At 70.3% G+C, this 19,193-nt stretch carries 19 protein-coding genes and 1 tRNA gene; 12 read left to right on the top strand and 8 right to left on the bottom strand.

What is annotated here, in order from left to right:
- The first annotated feature begins 18 nt into the window (after window positions 1-18).
- Window positions 19-92: transfer RNA gene (locus tag LWF15_RS06430), tRNA-Ala, on the top strand.
- Between the two features lie 165 nt (window positions 93-257).
- Here the strand turns inward: LWF15_RS06430 and LWF15_RS06425 are convergent.
- On the bottom strand, window positions 258-1,031 hold the full coding sequence (locus LWF15_RS06425) for an enoyl-CoA hydratase/isomerase family protein (RefSeq protein WP_232809439.1): 774 nt from the start codon (window positions 1,029-1,031) through the stop codon (window positions 258-260).
- Entirely contained in the window at window positions 1,028-3,049 is a 2,022-nt protein-coding gene (gene paaZ / locus LWF15_RS06420) for a phenylacetic acid degradation bifunctional protein PaaZ (protein WP_232809438.1), read from the bottom strand. The genes LWF15_RS06425 and paaZ overlap by 4 nt, the downstream gene beginning before the upstream one ends.
- Before the next feature lie 99 nt (window positions 3,050-3,148).
- Between paaZ and paaA the strand changes: the two genes are divergently transcribed.
- Genes paaA through paaI form a run of 6 tightly spaced genes read left to right on the top strand, consistent with a single transcriptional unit; the run spans window position 3,149 to window position 7,274 of the window.
- Window positions 3,149-4,084, top strand: coding sequence for a 1,2-phenylacetyl-CoA epoxidase subunit PaaA (paaA, locus tag LWF15_RS06415; protein ID WP_232809437.1), 936 nt, complete (start codon window positions 3,149-3,151; stop codon window positions 4,082-4,084).
- Window positions 4,077-4,367 (top strand): 1,2-phenylacetyl-CoA epoxidase subunit PaaB, encoded by a 291-nt coding sequence (gene paaB, locus LWF15_RS06410; protein WP_232809436.1) that lies wholly within the window; start codon window positions 4,077-4,079, stop codon window positions 4,365-4,367. Before paaA ends, paaB begins: the two co-directional genes overlap by 8 nt.
- A 3-nt stretch (window positions 4,368-4,370) precedes the next feature.
- Window positions 4,371-5,273, top strand: a complete 903-nt coding sequence (gene paaC / locus LWF15_RS06405; protein ID WP_408622679.1) for a 1,2-phenylacetyl-CoA epoxidase subunit PaaC — start codon at window positions 4,371-4,373, stop codon at window positions 5,271-5,273.
- The gene (paaD, locus tag LWF15_RS06400) at window positions 5,270-5,761 is read left to right on the top strand and encodes a 1,2-phenylacetyl-CoA epoxidase subunit PaaD (RefSeq protein ID WP_232809434.1); all 492 of its coding nucleotides are present in this window, start codon (window positions 5,270-5,272) and stop codon (window positions 5,759-5,761) included. The genes paaC and paaD overlap by 4 nt, the downstream gene beginning before the upstream one ends.
- Window positions 5,761-6,840 (top strand): 1,2-phenylacetyl-CoA epoxidase subunit PaaE, encoded by a 1,080-nt coding sequence (gene paaE, locus LWF15_RS06395; protein WP_232809433.1) that lies wholly within the window; start codon window positions 5,761-5,763, stop codon window positions 6,838-6,840. The genes paaD and paaE overlap by 1 nt, the downstream gene beginning before the upstream one ends.
- Window positions 6,840-7,274, top strand: coding sequence for a hydroxyphenylacetyl-CoA thioesterase PaaI (gene paaI, locus LWF15_RS06390; protein WP_232809432.1), 435 nt, complete (start codon window positions 6,840-6,842; stop codon window positions 7,272-7,274). The genes paaE and paaI overlap by 1 nt, the downstream gene beginning before the upstream one ends.
- Window positions 7,275-7,286: 12 nt before the next feature.
- On the opposite strand, the gene LWF15_RS06385 is transcribed toward paaI, so the two are convergent.
- The 3 genes from LWF15_RS06385 to LWF15_RS06375 are packed head-to-tail and all read right to left on the bottom strand — an operon-like array spanning window position 7,287 to window position 9,485.
- The gene (locus LWF15_RS06385) at window positions 7,287-7,904 is read right to left on the bottom strand and encodes a TetR/AcrR family transcriptional regulator (protein ID WP_232809431.1); all 618 of its coding nucleotides are present in this window, start codon (window positions 7,902-7,904) and stop codon (window positions 7,287-7,289) included.
- 13 nt (window positions 7,905-7,917) lie between these two features.
- Window positions 7,918-9,066, bottom strand: a complete 1,149-nt coding sequence (locus tag LWF15_RS06380; protein WP_232809430.1) for an RNA polymerase sigma factor — start codon at window positions 9,064-9,066, stop codon at window positions 7,918-7,920.
- Between the two features lie 2 nt (window positions 9,067-9,068).
- Window positions 9,069-9,485: a YciI family protein gene (locus LWF15_RS06375; protein WP_232809429.1), complete on the bottom strand. Its 417-nt coding sequence runs from the start codon at window positions 9,483-9,485 to the stop codon at window positions 9,069-9,071.
- Window positions 9,486-9,691: 206 nt separating this feature from the next.
- Between LWF15_RS06375 and LWF15_RS06370 the strand changes: the two genes are divergently transcribed.
- The 3 genes from LWF15_RS06370 to LWF15_RS06360 are packed head-to-tail and all read left to right on the top strand — an operon-like array spanning window position 9,692 to window position 12,812.
- Complete coding sequence (locus LWF15_RS06370; RefSeq protein ID WP_232809428.1) at window positions 9,692-11,068, top strand: ABC transporter substrate-binding protein; 1,377 nt, start codon at window positions 9,692-9,694, stop codon at window positions 11,066-11,068.
- Window positions 11,068-11,970, top strand: coding sequence for a carbohydrate ABC transporter permease (locus LWF15_RS06365; protein ID WP_232809427.1), 903 nt, complete (start codon window positions 11,068-11,070; stop codon window positions 11,968-11,970). The genes LWF15_RS06370 and LWF15_RS06365 overlap by 1 nt, the downstream gene beginning before the upstream one ends.
- Window positions 11,967-12,812: a carbohydrate ABC transporter permease gene (locus tag LWF15_RS06360; RefSeq protein WP_232809426.1), complete on the top strand. Its 846-nt coding sequence runs from the start codon at window positions 11,967-11,969 to the stop codon at window positions 12,810-12,812. The genes LWF15_RS06365 and LWF15_RS06360 overlap by 4 nt, the downstream gene beginning before the upstream one ends.
- Before the next feature lie 9 nt (window positions 12,813-12,821).
- Here the strand turns inward: LWF15_RS06360 and LWF15_RS06355 are convergent, their stop codons facing one another.
- Together LWF15_RS06355 and LWF15_RS06350 are read right to left on the bottom strand one after the other, a co-directional pair.
- Window positions 12,822-14,273 (bottom strand): amino acid permease, encoded by a 1,452-nt coding sequence (locus LWF15_RS06355; protein ID WP_232809425.1) that lies wholly within the window; start codon window positions 14,271-14,273, stop codon window positions 12,822-12,824.
- A 102-nt stretch (window positions 14,274-14,375) separates the two neighbouring features.
- Window positions 14,376-15,368, bottom strand: a complete 993-nt coding sequence (locus LWF15_RS06350; RefSeq protein ID WP_232809424.1) for a cation diffusion facilitator family transporter — start codon at window positions 15,366-15,368, stop codon at window positions 14,376-14,378.
- 217 nt (window positions 15,369-15,585) lie between these two features.
- Here LWF15_RS06350 and LWF15_RS06345 point away from each other — a divergent pair, with 217 nt between their 5' ends.
- On the top strand, window positions 15,586-17,583 hold the full coding sequence (locus LWF15_RS06345; protein WP_232809423.1) for a glycoside hydrolase family 26 protein: 1,998 nt from the start codon (window positions 15,586-15,588) through the stop codon (window positions 17,581-17,583).
- 224 nt (window positions 17,584-17,807) lie between these two features.
- A complete protein-coding gene (locus tag LWF15_RS06340; RefSeq protein ID WP_232809422.1) occupies window positions 17,808-17,960 on the top strand; it encodes a hypothetical protein in 153 nt (50 codons plus the stop codon).
- 10 nt (window positions 17,961-17,970) lie between these two features.
- Here the strand turns inward: LWF15_RS06340 and xylA are convergent, their stop codons facing one another.
- A complete protein-coding gene (xylA, locus tag LWF15_RS06335) occupies window positions 17,971-19,161 on the bottom strand; it encodes a xylose isomerase (RefSeq protein ID WP_232809421.1) in 1,191 nt (396 codons plus the stop codon).
- Between the last annotated feature and the right edge of the window lie 32 nt (window positions 19,162-19,193).

Genomic DNA, 19,193 nt, shown 5'->3' with positions numbered 1-19,193 from the left:
GCTAGTCTTCTTCTCGTTGGGGCTATAGCGCAGTCTGGTAGCGCACCTCGTTCGCATCGAGGGGGTCTAGGGTTCAAATCCCTATAGCTCCACCGCAGGTCAGGGGCGGTTTCCCGGTTTCGGGAGACCGCCCCTGACGGCTTTGCGGCTTGGGTAGGCGCGCAGTGGTCCGGTCGCTGCTCGCCTGTCGCGCGCAGCTGGCTCGCGCCACCGCAGCGGCCGCCCGCACCACGAGGGCTCGGACAGCGGCCGTGCGCTCAGTGCCCTTCGAACTGAAAACGCCGGCGGTCCAGGAACGCCTCGACGGCGCCGGTGTGGTCGTGGGTCAGGCCGAGGCGGGCCTGGGCCAGCGCCTCGTTGTGCAGCACCGTGGCCAGGGGCGCGGTGCTGATCAGGCGCTTGGTCTCGGCGTAGGCCAGGGTCGGGCCGGCTGCGAGTCGCCCGGCCAGTTCACGGGCCTGCGGCAGGGCCTGGCCGGCCGGGACGATGCGGCCGGCAATGCCCCAGGCAACGGCGTCGGTGGGGGAGAAGGTGTCGCCGAGCAGGAGCAGTTCCTTGGCCCGGGTCTCACCGACCGAACGGGGCAGGGTGAGCGACAGGCCGGAGTCGCAGGTCAGCCCGATCGCCGTGAAAGCCGTTGTCAGCACTGCGTCCTGAGCGAACACGCGCAGGTCACAGGCCAGGGCGAGGGCCAGCCCGGCGCCCGCACAAGCGCCCTCGACCGCGGCGATGACCGGCTTGGGCATGGTGAGCAGGGCCTGGATCACCGGGGCGTAGTCCTGCTCGACCGTGTCGAAGGCGTGGCCCGGGTCGGCCCGCAGCGCCTCGGCGTGCTCGGCCAGATCCTGCCCGCCGCAGAACGCCCCACCCGCGCCGGTCAGGACCACCGCCCGCACCTGGTCGTCGGCCGCGGCCTCTTCCATTGCCCGCCGTAGAGCCTTCTTGCTCTCGGCGTCGAGCGCGTTGCGGCGCTTCGGGCGATTCAGACAGAGGACGCTGACCGCGCCTTCGCGCTCGACGAGAACCATCATTCCTCCCGCTCTTTGGCGACGAGGGTGAGTACGTCGTAAGTCGCCACCGCTTCCCCGTTCTGGTTGGAGACCAACGCGTCCCAGCGCACTTCACCGTAGTCGGCGCTGTTGCGGGGGGTGATCTGCTTGACCGTGAGCTCGACCGAGATGGCGTCGCCGACCTTGACCGGGGTGAGGAAGCGCAGGCCGTCCACCCCGAAGTTGGCCAGCACGGGGCCCGGCGCCGGATCGACGAACAGCCCGGCCGCCAGCGAGACCACCAGATAGCCGTGCGCCACGATGCCGCCGAAGAGCGGGTTCTTCGCAGCCGCGGCCGCATCGGTGTGGGCGTAGAACCGGTCTCCGGTGAACTCGGCGAAGTGCTCGATGTCGTAGAGCGAGACGGTGCGCGGGCCGGCGCTGATCGTGTCGCCGATGCGGAGCTCGGCCAGCGACGACCGGAAGGCGTGCTGCGGCGGGTGGTTCCGCGCGGCCCCGGTGGTCCAGCGCCCGGTGATGGCGGTGAGCAGGTCGGGCGAGGCCTGAACGGCGGTGCGCTGGAGATGGGCGAACACACCGCGAACGCCGCCGAGCTCCTCACCGCCCCCGGCCCGCCCCGGCCCGCCGTGCACCAGGGTGGGCAGCGGAGAGCCGTGCCCGGTGGACTCTTTCGCGTCGTCCCGGTCGAGGACCAGGATGCGGCCGTGCCAGGGGGCCAGCCCCAGCACCAGGTGCCGGGCCACCTGGGGATCGTGTGTGACTACCGACCCGACCAGACTTCCCTTGCCCTGAGCGGCCAAGGTGACCGCCTCGTCCATTGTTTCGTAGGTCAGCACCGTGCTCACCGGACCGAACGGCTCCACGTCGTGCGGTTGCCGTGCCCCTGGGCGGGCCCGCAGCAGCAGGGGGCCGAGGAAGGCGCCGCGATCGGCGACCGGCCGCGACGGATCGCCGAAGACCAGCTCGGCCTCGGATCGCAGCGCCTCGACCGCCTTGCGCACCTCTTCACGCTGCCCCAGGCTGGCCAGGGCGCCCATCCGGACCTCGGGATCGCGCGGGTCGCCCACGGTGATCCGCTCCAGCCGGGCCGCGATCGCCTCGCTCACCGGCCCGGCCATCGGCGCGGGCACGATCACCCGTCGGGTGGCCGTGCACTTCTGCCCGGCCTTCACCGTCATCTCGGTGACGACGCCCTTGACGAACAGGTCGAACTCCGGGTCTTCGGCCCGCACGTCCGGCCCGAGCACCGAGCAGTTCAGCGAGTCGGCCTCCACCCCGAGCCGGACGCCGTTGTCCAGCACGTTGGGGTGGCGCCGGAGAACGCCTGCGGTGTGGGCGGATCCGGTGAAGGCGACCGAGTCGTGCACGCCCAGCTCGTCGAGCAGCGAGCCGGCGCTGCCCGACACCAGCTGCAGCGCGCCCGGCGGGAGGATGCCGGAGGTGATGATCAGGCGGACCGTGCGCTCGGTGAGATAGGCCGTCTGGCTGGCCGGTTTCACGATCGTGGGCAGCCCGGCCAGGAACGCCGGGGCCAGCTTCTCGAGCATGCCCCAGACCGGGAAGTTGAAGGCGTTGATCTGGACGTTGACGCCCGGGCGCGAGGTGTAGACGTGCTGGCCCACGAAAGTGCCGGCCTTGCCCAGCGGTTCCAGACCCCCGTCAAAGGCGATCGTGTCGTTGGGCAGCTCCCGTACACCCTTACTCGCGTAGCTGAACAGGGTGCCGATGCCGCCGTCGACGTCCACCCAGGTGTCCTTGACCGTGGCGCCGGTGCAGGTGCTCAGGTCGTACAGCTCCGGCTTGTGGTCGGCGAGATGCAGGGCCAGCGTCTTCAGCAGCTTGGCGCGCTGATGGAAGGTGAGGGCACGGACGGCCGGACCACCCACTTCACGCGCCCAGCCCACCATGGCCGAGTAGTCGAGGCCACGCGCCGAGATCCGGGCGACCTCCTCGCCGGTGGCGGCGTCGAGAAGGGGTTCGCCCTCGTCGTCGGCCCGGAACCAGTGCCCGGCGGCGTAGCTCTCCAGCAGCGTGCCCACGTCGGCTCACCCCTTGCCCCATTGCGCTGTGTGCCCGATTCGTGTCACGTTATAACAGACCGATCGGTTAGTAAATCATCGGCAGCTTCGGAGGCAGTGATGACGACGGTGGCCGGGCCCGGCCTGCAGGAGCACTTCGACGCGGTGATCGCCCGGCAGCAGCGGGTGGAACCGCGCGACTGGATGCCCGAGGCCTACCGGCGCACCCTGGTCCGGCAGATCGCCCAGCACGCCCACTCCGAGATCATCGGGATGCAGCCCGAGGGCAACTGGATCAGCCGGGCGCCCTCGCTCCGCCGCAAGGCGATCCTGCTGGCCAAGGTGCAGGACGAGGCCGGGCACGGGCTCTACCTCTACGCTGCCTGCGAGACCCTCGGGGTCTCCCGCGACGAGCTGGTGCAGAACCTGCTCCAGGGGCGGCAGAAGTACTCCTCCATCTTCAACTACCCCACGTTGTCGTACGCGGACGTGGGCACCATCGGCTGGCTGGTCGACGGCGCCGCGATCTGCAACCAGGTGCCGCTGTGCCGCACCTCGTACGGGCCGTACGGGCGGGCGATGATCCGGATCTGCAAGGAGGAGTCGTTCCACCAGCGGCAGGGCTACGAGCTGCTGATGACGATGATGCGGGGCACCGCGCAGCAGCGGGAGATGGTGCAGGAGTCGGTGAACCGGTTCTGGTGGCCCAGCCTGATGATGTTCGGCCCGCCCGACACCGACTCGCCGAACAGCGAGCGCTCGCTGGCCTGGGGGATCAAGCGCAACTCGAACGACGAGCTGCGGCAGAAGTTCGTCGACATGACCGTGCCGCAGGCCGAGGCGCTGGGGGTCACGCTGCCCGATCCGGAGCTGGCCTGGAACGCCGAGCGCGGGCACCACGACTTCGGGTCGCCCGACTGGGCCGAGCTGGCGGCGGTGATCCGGGGCGAAGGCCCCTGCAACGCCCAGCGTCTGGCGCACCGGCGCAAGGCCCACGAAGACGGCGCCTGGGTGCGGGAAGCGGCCCTGGCCTTCGCGGAGGCCGACCGTGACTGAGCGCCGGGAGTGGCCGCTGTACGAGGTCTTCGTGCGGGGCAAGCGTGGGCTCAACCATGTGCACGTGGGCTCGTTGCACGCCGCCGACGACCCGAGCGCGCTGCGGAACGCCCGCGACGTGTACACCCGGCGCAACGAGGGCGTGAGCATCTGGGTGGTGCGGGCCGAGGCGATCACCGCCTCCAGCCCGGACGAGAAGGACCCGCTGTTCGGCCCGAGCGGCGACAAGGTCTACCGGCACCCCACCTTCTACTCGATCCCCGGCGACGTACCCCATCTGTGAGGTGTGATGCACGAGGACAGCGTCTACGAGGGCCTGCTCGGCGGGGACTCCTCGCAGTGGGCGTTCGGCACCGACTTCGAGGACCCGCTGGCCGGGGTCGACACGTCGGTCCCGCCCGGCGTCGATCCGGCCGAACTGGCGCGCTACTGCCTGGCTCTGGGGGACGATGCGCTGGTCATGTCGCAGCGTCTGGCCGAATGGTGCAGCCGGGCGCCGGAGCTGGAAGACGACGTGGCCCTGGCCAACCTCGCGCTCGACCTGCTCGGTCAGGCCCGGCTGTTGCTGGCCCGGGCGGCGGCGGCCTCGCCCTCGGTGGTGCCGGCGCTGCCGGCCGGCTCCCCGGTCCCGCCCGAAGACGCCCTGGCGTTCTTCCGGGAGGCCGAGGCGTTTCGCAACGTACGCCTCGCCGAGGTGCCGAACGGAGACTTCGCCCATGTGATCGTCCGTTTGTTGTTGTTCTCGGTGGCCCGCTACGAATTGCTCGCACGGTTGCGGGTGAGTCGCGACCAGGTGCTCGCGGCCGTGGCTGCCCGCGGGGTCAAAGAAGTTTCCTATCAGCGAGACTGGGCCGGCCGCTGGTTCGTGACGCTGGGCCGGGGCACGGCCGAGTCGCGGCGCCGACTGCTCGCCGCTCTGCGTGAACTGTGGCCTTTCCAGGGTGAACTGGTGTCGTCCCATCCGCTGGAGGCTTCGCTGGCCGCGGCCGGGATCGGCGTTGATCCGGCCTCGTTCGCGCAGGCCGTGAACACCGTGCTGGACGAGGTTTTCGCGGCTGCCGGGGTGGAGCGACCTGCTGGGGGAGTGGTCTGGGCCGGTGGGCGCGACGGGCTGCACACCGAGGCCCTGAGCCGGATGCTGGCCGAGATGCAGGTGGTGGCCCGAGCGCACCCGATGGGGCGCTGGTGAGCGCCGACCTGGCCACGGCCCAGCGGGTGGCCGGGCAGGTCACCGACCCCGAGATGCCGATGCTCACGCTGGCCGATCTCGGGGTGCTGCGGGACGTCGAGATCGACAACGGGGTGGTCACCGCATCGATCACTCCCACCTATCTGGGGTGCCCGGCTCTGGCGACGATGCGCGACGACCTCGTGCACCGACTGGGCGCCGCGGGTTTCGATCGGGTCGACGTTCGGGTGGTGCTGGATCCTCCCTGGACGAGTGACTGGATCAGCGAGGCGGGCCGGAAAGCTCTGACTCAGCACGGGCTCTCGGCGCCGGGATCGGTGCAGCGGCCCGTCGGTATCCAGCTCGGTCCGGTGCGGCGGAACCTGGTGTGCCCACGCTGCGGCTCTTCCCGCACCAGCCTGGTCTCGGAGTTCGGGGCAACGGCGTGCAAGGCGCAGTACCGCTGCAACGAGTGCCTCGAGCCCTTCGAGCACGTGAAGGAGATCTGATGACGCTGCTCGCCCCCGCCCGGAGCCGGATCGCCTTCCACCGCCTGCGGGTGCTGCGGGTGGACCGGGTCTGTGACGACGCCACGGCCGTCACCTTCGACGTGCCGCCCGACCTCGGGCCGGCCTACGCCTTCGGGGCCGGGCAGTCCCTGACTCTCCGGCGCCTGATCGACGGGGTGGAGCACCGCCGTTCGTACTCGATCTGCGCCGCGGTGGGTGAGCTGCCCAGGATCGGGGTGCGGGAGATCCCCGACGGGCTGTTCTCGTCGTGGCTCGTGCGCGAGGTACGGCCGGGCGACGAGATCGAGGTGTCCACCCCGTCGGGCTCCTGGCAGGCGGACCCGGAGGCCGGTGAGCGGCATCTGTGTATTGCTGCGGGATCCGGTATCACGCCGATGCTTTCGGTGGCCTCGAGCGTACTGCGGCATCCGCGGGCGCAGGTCTCGCTGCTCTACGGCAATCGCACCAGTCGCACCGTGATGTTCGCCGAGGAGCTGGGCGACCTGAAGAATGCCTTCGGGCCCCGCCTCCAGATTGCCCACGTGCTCAGCCGGGAGCCGCGAGACGTCGAGCTGTTCTCCGGCCGGCTCGACGGTGAGCGAGTGCGCCGGCTACTCACCGAACTGGTGCCGTTCGAGGTGTTCGACCAGGTCTGGCTGTGCGGCCCCCTGCCGCTCGTGCTGGAGTGCCGGCGGGTGCTGACCGAACTGGGGGTGCCGGACGAGCGCATCCACGTGGAGCTCTTTCACGTGGACGAGCCGCCACCGCAACCGCGCCGGGATCCGGAGAGGCCGCTGGGCGCCACCACCTCACTCACCACGGTGCTGGACGGCGTGCGGACCACGGGCGAGACATCCCGGGAAAAGACCATTCTGGACGGGGCTCAGGGCATCCGGGCCGATCTTCCCTTCGCCTGCAAGGGGGGAGTGTGCGGAACGTGCCGCGCGGCGGTGCGGGAAGGAGAAGTGGACATGCGACGCAACTACGCTCTCGAACCGGCCGAGGTGGCCGCCGGCTTCGTTCTCACCTGCCAGTCCTTCCCGGTGTCGAACACCGTGACCGTGGACTACGACGCCTGATGCCCGCGACCACCGAGGCCCAGGAGATCGCCGAGCGCAGTGCCCGGATCATGCTGGGCGGCGATCTGGCCAGTGCGGCCCTGGGGATGAGACTGGAGCACGTCGCCCCGGGCCGGGCGATCGTGTCGATGCCGGTGCGGGCCGACATGACCAACGGCTTCCAGCTCTGCCACGGCGGGCTGGTGGCGGCGGTGGCCGACACGGCGTTCGCGGTCGCGTGCAACAGCTACGGCGAGGTGACCGTGGCGGCCGGGTTCGACATCACCCTGCTCGAATCCGCCCGGCTGGGCGACCGGTTGGCGGCGCATGCCGAAGAGCGGGCCCGGCGGGGCCGGTCCGGGCTGTACGACGTGAGCGTGGTGCGGGAGTCCGACCAGGCCGTGATCGCCGAGTTCCGGGGCCGCAGCCGTTCGCTGGGCCGGCCGATCGGCTGAGGGCTCCAGGACCTAGGCCTTGCCTCCTGCGGCCAGCCCGTCGAAGGCCAGCGTGGTCAGGGCGTCGGCCACCGTCGCCGGATCGTAGGAGCCGGTCGGCTGGTACCACTCGACCAGTGAGTTCACCATGCCGAAGAGCAGCCGGCTGACCAGGGAGGGCGGCAGGTCGGCCCGCAGCGAACCCTCCCGCACGGCCTCCGACACCAGTTCCGCCAGCTGCTCGTCCAGCCGCCGCCGGCGCTGCAGCGCAGCCACCTCGACCTCGCTGTTGCCCCGCACCCGGAGCAGCAGCGTGACACTCGGCTGATGCGCCATCAGCACCTCCACGCTGCGCCGGACCACCGCCCGCAGTCGTGCGTAGGCGGTGCCCTCGGCCCCCGGCCGCGTGGCCTCCTCGACCACCGCGGTCAGCTCGTCCAGCGCATCGTCGAGGGCCGCGATCAGCAGCTGTTCCTTGCTTTCCACGTGGTGGTAGATCGCGGCCTTGGTCAGCCCCAGCTCCTTGGCCAGGTCGCCCATGCTGGTCGCGTCGTAGCCCCGGCGGTTGAACAGCTCTACCGCAGTGCGCAGAACGGTGGCCTGGTCGTTGCCGGGGCGCCCACGTCGCCGGGGTGCCGAGGGGGTGCTCACGGCTCCTACACTCTCACGCCCGCATTCGCCCGGCCTGCCTGCTCAGGTGGTCGCGTTCGGCCGTGTTGGTGGCCAGCCGGGCCGCCTGGGCATAGGCCGCGGCCGCGCCCGTCGTATCACCGGAGCGTTCCAGCAAATGCCCGCGCACGGCATGAAACCGGTGATGCCCGGCGGGCAGTCGCGGCCGCACGGCCTCGAGCGCCCGCAGCCCGGCCTGCGGTCCGTCCGCCTCGCCGACGGCCACCGCCCGGCTGAGCGCGGCGGCGGGTGTGTCGTGGATCGCCAGCAGTTCGTCGTACCAGGACAGGATCTGCGGCCAGTCGGTCTCGGCGGCGGTGGCCGCATCGTCGTGCAGCGCCGCGACGGCCGCCTGTGCCTGGTACTCACCCAGCTGGTCCTGGGCCAGGGCGGCCTGCAGCAGTCTCACGCCCTCCTCGATCCGGGCGGTGTTCCACAGTGAGCGGTCCTGCCGGTCGAGCGGTACCAGGCTGCCGTCGGCAGCGAACCGGGCCGGGCGCCGGGCGTCGTGCAGCAGCATCAGGGCCAGCAGGCCCAGCGGCTCTGGTGCTGAACGGGTTTCGGCCACCAGCCGGCGGGTGAGCCGGATCGCCTCGGCGCCCAGGTCGAGCGACCCGGTGTAGCCCTCGTTGAAGATCAGGTAGAGCACGCGAAGCACCAGCCCGAGATCACCGCGCGCCCCGAACCGGGCTCCTTCGAGCATCTTCTTCGCCCGTGAGATCCGCTGGGCCATGGTGGCTTCCGGCACCAGGAAGGCCTCGGCGATCTGCCTGGTGGTCAGGCCGCCCACCGCCCGCAGGGTCAGCGCCACCGCCGATGAGGGGCTGAGCGAGGAATGGCAGCACAGGAACAGCAGCAGCAGAGTGTCGTCGCTCTGCTCGGTGGGCCCGGGCCCCGGCTCGGCCTCGAGCTGCTCTTCCCGCCGGCGCCGCGAGACCTCCGAGCGCGTACTGTCGATCAGCCGCCTCGATGCCACGGTGACCAGCCAGCCCCGCGGGCTTGCGGGCGTCCCTGCTTCCGGCCAGCTGGTCCAGGCCTCGAGCAGGGCCTCCTGCAGGGCGTCCTCGGCCGCCGCGAACGGATGCCCGCGGCGCACGAGGGCGGCCAGAACCTGCGGGGCGAGCTCGCGCAGCAGGTGCTCCACGCTCAGACGTCCGCCTCCGCCGGCCCGGTGCCCATCAGCGGCCGTACCTCGATCAGTTCGTTCACCGGCTCGCCACCGCGCCCGGGCGCCGACGAGACCCGCGCGGCGATCTCGTAGGCCCGTTCGGCCGAGTCCACGTCGATCATGAACCAGCCGGCCACCAGCTCCTTCGACTCGGCGTAGGGGCCGTCGGTGACCACCGGCGGCTTGTCCTCACCGCCGGAGCGCACACAGGCCGACTGAGACCCGAGCGCCGCCACGGCGACGAACTCACCGCTCTCGCGCAGCTCTTCGATCATCTGGTGCTGGAACGCCATGTGCGTCTCGATCTCGGCCTGGGTCCACTCGAACAACGGGGCGTAGCCGCTCTCCCCCTCGGGGCTGACGCCGTAGTGCTTGAGCAGCAGGTACTTGGCCATGTCGGTCTCCTTCGCTCGGAACGGCCCGATGACCGTTCTCACCCCGTGGTCGGAGCCGCTGGGCCGTTCTCGACACCGGGCGCGCGGCAAGTTTTCCACGGGCGGTGCGCCCAGCCATTGATCTGCGGTGACGCGGGATGCTCTACTGCCCATCTCCAGCCAAGGGGCTCGAACCGTCCCAAACCTCCGGATCGGCGGACGTGAAGATGCCTGACCGCAGAGTCGCGGTGGCCGTGGTGATGGCGCTGCTGTGCGCCGCCCTGGCCGCCTGCGCGCAGGACCCGTCGGCCGGTGACCTGCGCCGGATCAAGGTCTGGACGCTGGAGAACCTCTCCGACCGGTTCACCCGGCAGCAGGAGATGATGCGCGACTTCACCGCGCGCACCGGCATCCAGGTCGATCTGCAGGGGATCGACGAGGGGCAGCTGCCGCAGCTGGTCGTGCAGAGCGCCGCCGCCGGAACGCTGCCGGACGCGATCGGCGGCCTCCCGCTGGCGCTGGTCCGGCAGCTCGACGCGCAGGAGGTGCTGGACGCCGACGCGGCCGGGCGGGTGGTGGACCGTCTCGGCGAACCGACCTTCGCCCCCTCGGCGCTGGAACTGACCCGCAACGGCGACCGGCAGCTGGCCGTGCCCTCCGACGCCTGGGCGCAGGTCCTGGTCTACCGCAAGGACCTCTTCGAGCAGGCCGGGCTGTCCGCCCCGACCAGCTACGACGCACTGCGCCGGGCGGCCGCGGAGCTGACCGGCGACGGGCGCTTCGGCATCACGCTGGCCACCGACCCGGCCGACGTGTTCACCTCCCAGACCCTGGAGGCGCTGGCCCTGGGCAACGGCTGTCAGCTCGTCGACGCCGAGGGGCAGGTGCGGCTGGACTCTCCGGAGTGCGCCACCACCTTCGGGCTCTACACCGAGCTGGCCCGGCAGTACTCGCCCAAGGGCATCCAGACCGTCGACACCACCCGCGAGTCGTACTTCGCCGGGCAGTCGGCGATGGTGCTGTGGTCCACCTTCCTGCTCGACGAGCTGGCCGGCCTGCGCGACGACGCGCTGCCCACCTGTCCCGAGTGTGCGGCCGACCCGGAGTTCCTCTCCCGCAACAGCGGGGTGGTCACCTCGGTCACCGGACCGCAGGGCGGCGCGGCCGGCACCTTCGGCGAGATCACCTCGTGGATCGCCGTGGCCGGGGCCAAGACCGGGCCGGCCGAGCAGCTGATCGAGTACATGATGTCCGACGCCTACCCCGACTGGCTGGGCCTGGCCCCCGAGGGCAAGTTCCCGGTCCGCAACGGCGACCCGGACGATCCGCAACGCTTCACCGACGAATGGGCCCGCCTACCCGCCGGAGTCGACCGCCGGCGTCCTCTGGTCGAGGTCTACGACGCCACCACCCTCGAGCAGATCAGCGGGGTGGCCGGGACGATCGAACGCTGGGCGATCACCCAGGACCAGGGCGAACTGCTCGGCGCGGTGGCGAGTCAACTGCCGCTGTCCCAGGCGGTCGCGGAGAGTGCGGCCGGGGGAGCCGATCTCGGGCCGGCCGCGCAGGACGCGGTCGAGCAGGTACAGGAGGACCTCAGCTGATGGCCGTCCGCTCGCTCTCGGCCCGGCGCAACCGCGAGGGCTGGACCCTGGTCGTCCCCACCGTGGTCGTGGTCACCCTGGTGGTGGTCCTGCCGGTGCTCTGGAACGTGGTGCTCGCCTTCCAGGACCTCTCGCTGGTGACGATGCGCCGCACCGGCCTGTTCGGCCGGTTCACCCTGGAGAACATCACCGGCGTCTTCGGTTCCGAGCGGTTCTGGCGCTCGCTGTGGATCACCACGGTCTACTCGGTCGCCGCCACCGTGGGCTCGATCGTGGTCGGCCTGGTGGCTGCGCTGGCGTTCCGGCGCCCGTTCCCGGGCCGGGGGTTGCTGCGCGCCCTGATGCTGCTGCCCTACGTGGCCCCGGTGGTGGCCGTGACCTTCGTCTGGAAGGTCATGCTGGACGGCCAGTCCGGCATCGTGAACCACTGGGGCACCACCTATCTCGGGTGGGACGAGCCGATCAGCTTCCTCGGCACCCGCCCCTACGCGCTGATCACGGTGATCGCCTTCGAGATCTGGCGGTACTTCCCGTTCGCCTTCCTCTTCATCACCGCGCGCCTGCTCACCGTCCCGCGGGAACTCGAAGAGGCGGCGACGGTGGACGGCGCGTCGATCTGGCAGACCTTCCGGCACGTCGTGCTGCCGCAACTGTCCGGGGTGATCGCGCTGCTGGCGGTGCTGCGGGTGGTGATGACCTTCAACAAGTTCGACGACGTCTACCTGCTCACCGGGGGCACGGCCGGCACCCAGGTGGCCGCGGTGCGGGTGATCGAGACGCTGAACACCCGCTTCGACATCGGTGCGGCGGCGGCCGAGGCGCTGGCCCTGGCCGCGGTGCTGTCGGTGTTCCTGGTGCTGTACGTGACGTATTCGCGGCGCGTGGAAGGGCGGGAGGAATGAGCAGCCGGGTCTTCGGGGTACTGCGCTGGGTGGTGATCGCCGTCCTGGTCCTGGTGACCGCGTTCCCGTTCTTCTACATGCTGCTGCTCAGCGTCACCCCGATCAGCGCGCTGCTGCAGGACCCGGGCCGGCTCTGGCCCGAGCAGATCGACCTGGACGCCTACCGCGAGGTGCTGCGCCCGGTCTCCGACGGCGGCCAGGGCTTTCCCTCGCTGATGCTGAACTCCCTGCTCGTGGCGCTGGCCACGGTGCTGTTCACCCTGCTGTTCTCGGTGCTCGGGGCCTACGCGCTGGCCCGGATCCCGTTTTCCGGCCGGAACTGGCTGGGGGTGGCCTTCCTGGCCGTGTACCTGTTCCCGGCCGTGGTCCTGGCCGGGCCGCTCTACATCGCGTTCGCCCGCCTGGGACTGACCTCCTCGCTGGCCGGGCTGGTGTTCGTCTACATCGCGCTGACCGTGCCGGTCTCGGTGCACATGCTGCGTGGGCACTTCCGCTCGGTGCCGGTGAGCATCGAGGAGGCGGCCGCGATCGACGGCTGCGGGCGCTGGAGCATGCTCTGGCGGATCACCCTGCCGTTGTCGGTCCCCGCGATCATGTCCACCGGCCTGTACATCTTCATGATCGCCTGGAACGAGTTCCTGTTCGCCCTGCTCTTCCTCACCGGCGACCGGGACAACTGGACCGTCTCGCTCGGCCTGTCCCAGCTCACCAGCGGGGTCGAGGTGCCCAAGACCGTGCTGATGGCCGGTTCGGTGCTGCTGACCGTGCCGATCGTGGCGCTCTACGGCATCGCCGAGCGCACGCTGGCCGAGGGCGCCACGGCCGGAGCGGTCAAGGGCTGAGACTTGCGGTCAGGCCACCTCTTCGGGGTGGCTGCGCAGCCGTGAGTGCCGGTAGCCGTAGGCGAAGTAGATGATCAGCCCGAGCGCCATCCAGCCCAGGAACCGGATCCAGGTCTCCCACTCCAGGGTGCTCATCAGGTAGACCGAGAAGCCGATGCCGATCAGCGGCAGCACCGGATTCCAGGGCACCCGGTAGGCCCGCGGGAAGTCCGGCTGCCGGTACTTCAGGATGATCACGCCCGCGTTGACCAGGACGAAGGCGAACAGGGTGCCGACGTTCACCAGCTTCACGATCTCGCTGAGCGGGACCAGCGCGGCCAGGATCGCGATCAGCACCCCGAGCACCACGGTGAGCCGGGCCGGGGTGCCGAACCGCGGGCTCACCCGGGCCATGCCCCGGGGCAGCAGGCCGTCCCGGCACATCGAGTACAGGATGCGGGTCTGGCCGAACAGGATCACCAGGCAGACGCTGGTGATCGCGATCAGCGCCCCGAACGAGAGCACCGAGGCGGCCCAGCTGATGCCCGCGCCGTCGTCCAGCGCCGCGGCCAGCGGGGCCTCGCTGCCGGCCAGCTGGTCGCTGCTGGCCAGGCCGACCGCGCCGAGCGCGACCAGCACGTAGAACACGGTGCAGATGGCCAGCGAGGCGAGCAGGGCGATCGGCAGGTCCCGCTTGGGGTTCCGCGCCTCCTCGCTGCCGGTGGAGATCGCGTCGAACCCGATGAAGGCGAAGAAGATCACCGCGGCCGCGCTGACCACGCCGTCGCGGCCCTCCGGGGCGAACGGGGTGAGGTTGCCGCTGCTGAAGTTGGCGAACGCCACGATGATGAAGAAGACCAGGACCACCAGCTTGATGGCGACCATGACCAGGTTGGCGCGGGCACTCTCGCGCACGCCGAGCACCAGCACCGCGGTGATGGCCAGCACGATGACCACGGCGGGAAGGTTCCCCCCCCCGCCGTTCTCCGGCGAGGTGGCGATCGCGGTGGGCATCTCCCAGCCGAACGTGCTGTCCAGGAACTCGTTCCAGTTGCCGCCCCAGCCGACCGCGATACCGGCCACCGAGACCCCGTACTCCAGCACCAGGTCCCAGCCGATGATCCAGGCCACCAGTTCGCCGAGCGAGGCGTAGGTGTAGGTGTAGGCACTGCCCGAGACCGGGATGCTGGACGACAGTTCGGCGTACGAGAGCGCGGAGAACATGCAGGCCACGGCGGCCAGCACGAACGAGAGCACGACCGCCGGCCCGGCCAGCTCGGCGCCCTCGCCGATGACCACGAAGATGCCGGTCCCGATGGTGCCGCCGATGCCCAGCGCGGTGAGCTGCACCGGGCCGACGGCCCGTTTCAGCTTCTCGCCGCCCTCCTCGTCGGGCTGGGCGACCAGACTCTCCAGGGAGCGCCGGGCGAACAGCCCCGAGCGCATCCCCCCGGTTCCGCCGGCTGGTGACGTAGTGGCCATGGACCGCACCTCCAGAAATCTGGAATTACGTTCGGTTGTGCCCGGAAGACCCAGTAGTAAGCCTATGGACGTCCTTGCGCCACTCGGGTGCGCAGGTGGCGGTCAGGGGGTCAGGGACTTCTCGTCCGGTGAGGAGAGGCTGAGCACCGTGCCGGCCACCGCAGGAGAGGCGCTGATCCGGGCTTCCAGGGCCCGCAGCCGGACCGCCAGGTTCGACTCCACGTCGTCGCCGGCCAGGTCCACGTCACCGACCACGGTGACCGTGCGCGGGCCCACGATCTCGATCCGCAGGTAGGTCACCCGGCTGACCTCGGGCAGATCGAGCAGGGCCCGGATCACCTCCGAGCGCACCCTGGGGTCGGCCTCTTGGCCGACCAGGAAGCTGCGGTTGCGCTGGATCAGCACGATCGCCACCACGCCGAGCACCAGGCCGACCAGGATCGACCCGATCGCGTCGGGCACCGGCGAACCGGTGACTTGGTGCAGGCCGAGCCCGGCGGCGGCGATCACGATGCCGATCAGGGCGGCCGAGTCCTCGAAGAAGACCGCCCGCAACGTCGGGTCCGAGGTCTGCACGATGTGCTCGAACACGTCGCGCTGCATCGAGGCGGCCTCCGGCCGGGCCTGGCGCAGCGACTGCAGGAACGAGGTGCCCTCGAGCAGGAAGGCCACGCCGAGCACCACGTAGCCCACGACGAAGTCGCCGGCCTCCTGCTCGGAGAACAGCTCCTGCACGCCGTGGGTCACGGAGACGGCGGCGCCGGCCACGAACAGCCCGAGCGCGGCGAACATCGACCAGACGTAGGCCTCGCGCCCGTAGCCGTGCGGGTGCGCCGGATCGGCCGGCCGCGCGGCCCGGCGGTTGGCGATCAGCAGGAAGATCTCGTTGCCGGTGTCCGCCCAGGAGTGGGCGGCCTCGGCCACCAGCGAGGCCGAGCCGGTGATCACCGCCGCGACCGACTTGGCCACCGCGATCAGCAGGTTCGCGACGAAGGCGACGATCACGGTGAGCGTGGACTCGTTGCCGCCGGAACTGTCGCCCGGTTCGAGGGGGAAGGTGATCGCGGCCTCGCCGCCGGGTGGTTCGCCGGGCATGGGGCAGGTCTAGCACGGGGGACTACTTCGTGCCCGGCAGGCCCGCCCGGAACAGGCGTATCTGGCTAGCCGTCACCAAACACTGACACTGAGTGGTGAAACTGTTCGAACTTGACCTCTCATTAAGATTCAGACAATTGATTGACTGCACCCTGTTACCTGCGCCAACTGGGCGTGGACGGCAACACAAGGCCATAGACAGGGGAGTGGCAAAGGCGTGCTGACCAAGAAGGGGATGACCAAGAAGCGGGTTGTGGGGGCAACCGCACTGGTCCTGATCGCCGCGGCGATCGGGACGGTTCCGGCCGTCGCCGGCCAGGGGCCCGACGGGGACGAGAAGGTCGGATCGGCCGTCTCCTGGGCGAGCACCGACGGCGCCGCCTACATCTCCGACTACTCGGAGAAGCCGAAGAGCAAGAAGTGGCGGCGCGACCACCGCAACAGCACCGGTAACTTCCCCGGGCGCTGGCAGACCGAGGTGGTCGAGCAGGAGATCGAGCGGGAGAAGGCCCGTCCCAGCATCCCGCCGGTGGTCGGCACCGAGGCCGGTACCCATACCGAGACGGCCACCGAGACCCGTACCGAGACGGTCACGGAGGCGGCCACCCAGACTGCGACGCAGACCGAGACCCAGACGCAGACCGAGACGTACACGCCGACCGTCTCGGCCACGTCCGGTTCGGCCTCCGCGTCAGCGACCGGTACGGCGTCGGTCACGGCCGAGCCCACCCAGAGCACCGGTACTCCGGGCACGGGCGAGAGCACCCTTCCTCCGGCCACCGGCGGCGGAGCCGGCATCAGTGGCGTGTGCAACGGCATCCAGCCGACCGCAGGCGCCTCGGCCAGTTCCTCGGCGAGCTCCAGTGCCGGCGAGTCGGCCGGCGAGTCGGCCAGTGCGTCAGCCACGGCGTCGGCCAGTGAGTCGGCCCCCGCGCCGACCGGGGCCACGCCCACCGCCGCACCCACGTCGAGCGCCACGGCCGGTGAGAGCACCGAGTCGGCCGAGACGTCGCTGGTGGCAGCCCCTCTGGGATCGGAGGCGCAGCCCAGCGCCCCCGGCGTCGAGGTCGCCAACACGGCGGCGCCGGACGACGTGATGACGCCGTGCTCCACCACCAACCGGTCCGGTCTGCCCTGGGGCGGCAGCGGTCTGTACATGCCCGGCAGCAGTGCCGCCAACGCCGAGGCGTTCGGGGCCTGGCGGGGTGCGCCGGTCGACGTGGTGGTCGACTGGACCGCCCGGCAGAGCTGGGAAGACCTGATCAACCCGACCTGGATCTTCGACTCCTGGCGGGGCACCCCGTACATGAAGGCGATCGGTGTGGCGCCGGTGCCCGAGGCCGACGACAGCGCCACCATGGCCGGCTGCGCGGCGGGTCAGTACAACGACAAGTGGACACAGTTCGGCCAGAACTTCAAGAACAACGGCCTGGGTGACGCGATCATCCGGCTGGGCTGGGAGTTCAACGGCAACTGGTACAAGTGGAGCGCCCAGAACCCGCAGGAGTACGTCGGGTGCTGGCGGCAGATCGTCACCACGGTGCGGGCCGTGGCCCCGGACATGAAGTTCGACTGGACGGTGAACCGCGGTGTCAGCGCCGGTCTGGCCGACGCCACCCAGGCCTACCCGGGTGACGAGTACGTCGACATCGTGGGGATCGACTCCTACGACAGCTGGCCTGCCGGCAACACCGAAGAGGGCTGGCAGACGCACTACAACGGCGACTTCGGGCTGAAGTTCTGGGCCGACTTCGCGGCCGAGCACGGCAAGAAGCTGGCCGTGCCGGAGTGGGGCCTGTACCCGGGCACCGCGCACGCCGGCCAGAACGGTGGCGACAACTCGTTCTACATCAACAAGATGGTCGAGTTCTTCAAGAGTCTCGGCCCGAACCTGGCCTACGAGGCGTACTTCAACGAGGACGCCAGCTACTACGCGGGGGCCATCTTCGAGCCGAACCAGAACCCGATCGGCTCCGAGGCCTACAAGGCGCTCTACGCCGCGGCGCCCACCGGTGAGCAGGCGGACATCGAGGTGAGTGAGGGTTCCGGCGACTCCGCCGAGGGGGAGTCGTCCGAGACCCAGGCTCCCGAGTCGGGAGACATCCCGACCGACGCGGCCCGCTCGAGCGTCACCACCCAACCCTCCTGGAGCGAAGGCACCGAGTCGGGGACAGCGTCCTCGGATTCGGCGACCCAGCCCCCGGCCACCGAATAGGAGCAGACCGAACGAACGGACGCCCCCGCTCGCGCGGGGGCGTCCGTTCCGGTTTGGTGCCACTTGGCTACAGAGAACGGGTTGCAGGTCAACCCGTTCGCCGCAATCGGGCCCCATCGCGCGGTTCGTTCGTGATTAGCCTTGGACGCGGTTCACCCGAGGCTGTTCACTCGAAGTCGAGGCAGATCATGCCCCGGTTCTTCTCGACGCGAGCGAGGTGTCGGATGGCTCTGCTGATCGCATTCATGGTTCTCACCGGCTGCGGCCTGCTCGTCCTGTACCTGCGCGACTCCTGGAGCAGCCGGCGGATCAGCCGGCGGGGCGACGAGTTCCTCAAGACCTTCGAGGGCACGCCGCCCGACCGGACCGACGACTAGCGGTGAGGATTCAGGAGCGGGCGCCCACGGCGTGCTCCATGGCCAGCTGGTTCAGCCGGACGAACCCGAAGCCGCGCTCGGCCACGGCGTCCACGTCCAGGTCCTCGTAGGCGGACTTGTCGGCCAGCAGGTCGGCCAGGGTCTCGCCCTCGGCCAGGGTCGGCTGCGAGAGCTCCAGCACGCCGGAGTACTCCAGCGCCTCCTGCACCTCGGGGTCGGCCCGGAAGGCCTTGGCCCGCTCGGCCAGCAGCAGGTAGCTGGACATGTTGGCCGCGGCCGAGTCCCACACGCCCTGCTTGTCCTCGGTGCGCGAGGGCTTGTAGTCGAAGTGCCGCGGGCCGTCGTAGGTCGGGCCGCCGCCGGGGAAGCCGTTCTCGATCAGGTCCACGGTGGCGAACGCGGAGAACAGGTCGCCGTGGCCGAACACCAGGTCCTGGTCGTACTTGATGCTCTTCTGGCCGTTCAGGTCGATGTGGAAGAGCTTGCCCGCCCACAGCGCCTGGGCGATGCCGGTGGTGTAGTTCAGCCCGGCCATCTGCTCGTGGCCGACCTCGGGGTTGAGCCCGACGATGTCACCGTGCTGGAGCTTGGCGATCAGGCCGAGCGCGTGACCGACGGTCGGCAGCAGGATGTCGCCCCGCGGCTCGTTCGGCTTGGGCTCGATCGCGATCCGGAGCCCGTAGCCCTTCTCCTTGATGTAGGCGGCGACCGTGTCGATGCCCTCGGCGTACCGGTCGTGGGCGGCGTTCAGGTCCTTGGCGCTGTCGTACTCGGCGCCCTCGCGCCCGCCCCACATCACGAAGGTGTCGGCGCCCAGCTCGGCGGCCAGGTCGACGTTGCGGATCACCTTGCGCAGGCCGTAACGGCGCACCCGGCGGTCGTTCGAGGTGAACGCGCCGTCCTTGAAGATCGGGTGGCTGAACGTGTTGGTGGTGACCATCTCGACGGTGACGCCGGTCTCGGTCAGGGCGCCCTTGAACCGCTCGAGGATCTTGTCGCGGTCGGCCGCGCTGCTGCCGAACGGCACCACGTCGTCGTCGTGGAAGGTGACGTGCGCGGCGCCCAGCTCGGCCAGCTTGTGCACCGACTCGACCGGGTCCAGGTCGGCCCGGCTGGCGCTGCCGAACTGGTCCTGGCCCGGCCATCCGACCGTCCAGAGCCCGAAGGAGAAGCGGTCGGCGGGGGTCGGGGTACGCGTCATCGCGAATCACTCCAGTCAGTTCGAACGTCTTT

The sequence above is a fragment of the Kineosporia rhizophila genome (assembly GCF_021277265.1).
GTDB classification, from domain to species: Bacteria; Actinomycetota; Actinomycetes; order Actinomycetales; family Kineosporiaceae; genus Kineosporia; species Kineosporia rhizophila.
The sequence above is the reverse complement of the archived record's forward strand: the minus strand, read 5'-3'. Positions and strand labels throughout refer to the sequence as shown.

What these genes read in the sequence shown, in the direction of transcription:
- LWF15_RS06425 (WP_232809439.1), bottom strand. Translation starts at nt 1,031, where the DNA reads ATGATGGTTCTCGTCGAGCGCGAAGGCGCGGTCAGCGTCCTCTGTCTG.
- paaA (WP_232809437.1), top strand. Translation starts at nt 3,149, where the DNA reads ATGACGACGGTGGCCGGGCCCGGCCTGCAGGAGCACTTCGACGCGGTG.
- paaE (WP_232809433.1), top strand. Translation starts at nt 5,761, where the DNA reads ATGACGCTGCTCGCCCCCGCCCGGAGCCGGATCGCCTTCCACCGCCTG.
- paaI (WP_232809432.1), top strand. Translation starts at nt 6,840, where the DNA reads ATGCCCGCGACCACCGAGGCCCAGGAGATCGCCGAGCGCAGTGCCCGG.
- LWF15_RS06375 (WP_232809429.1), bottom strand. Translation starts at nt 9,485, where the DNA reads ATGGCCAAGTACCTGCTGCTCAAGCACTACGGCGTCAGCCCCGAGGGG.
- LWF15_RS06370 (WP_232809428.1), top strand. Translation starts at nt 9,692, where the DNA reads ATGCCTGACCGCAGAGTCGCGGTGGCCGTGGTGATGGCGCTGCTGTGC.
- LWF15_RS06365 (WP_232809427.1), top strand. Translation starts at nt 11,068, where the DNA reads ATGGCCGTCCGCTCGCTCTCGGCCCGGCGCAACCGCGAGGGCTGGACC.
- LWF15_RS06360 (WP_232809426.1), top strand. Translation starts at nt 11,967, where the DNA reads ATGAGCAGCCGGGTCTTCGGGGTACTGCGCTGGGTGGTGATCGCCGTC.
- LWF15_RS06355 (WP_232809425.1), bottom strand. Translation starts at nt 14,273, where the DNA reads ATGGCCACTACGTCACCAGCCGGCGGAACCGGGGGGATGCGCTCGGGG.
- LWF15_RS06350 (WP_232809424.1), bottom strand. Translation starts at nt 15,368, where the DNA reads ATGCCCGGCGAACCACCCGGCGGCGAGGCCGCGATCACCTTCCCCCTC.
- LWF15_RS06340 (WP_232809422.1), top strand. Translation starts at nt 17,808, where the DNA reads ATGGCTCTGCTGATCGCATTCATGGTTCTCACCGGCTGCGGCCTGCTC.
- xylA (WP_232809421.1), bottom strand. Translation starts at nt 19,161, where the DNA reads ATGACGCGTACCCCGACCCCCGCCGACCGCTTCTCCTTCGGGCTCTGG.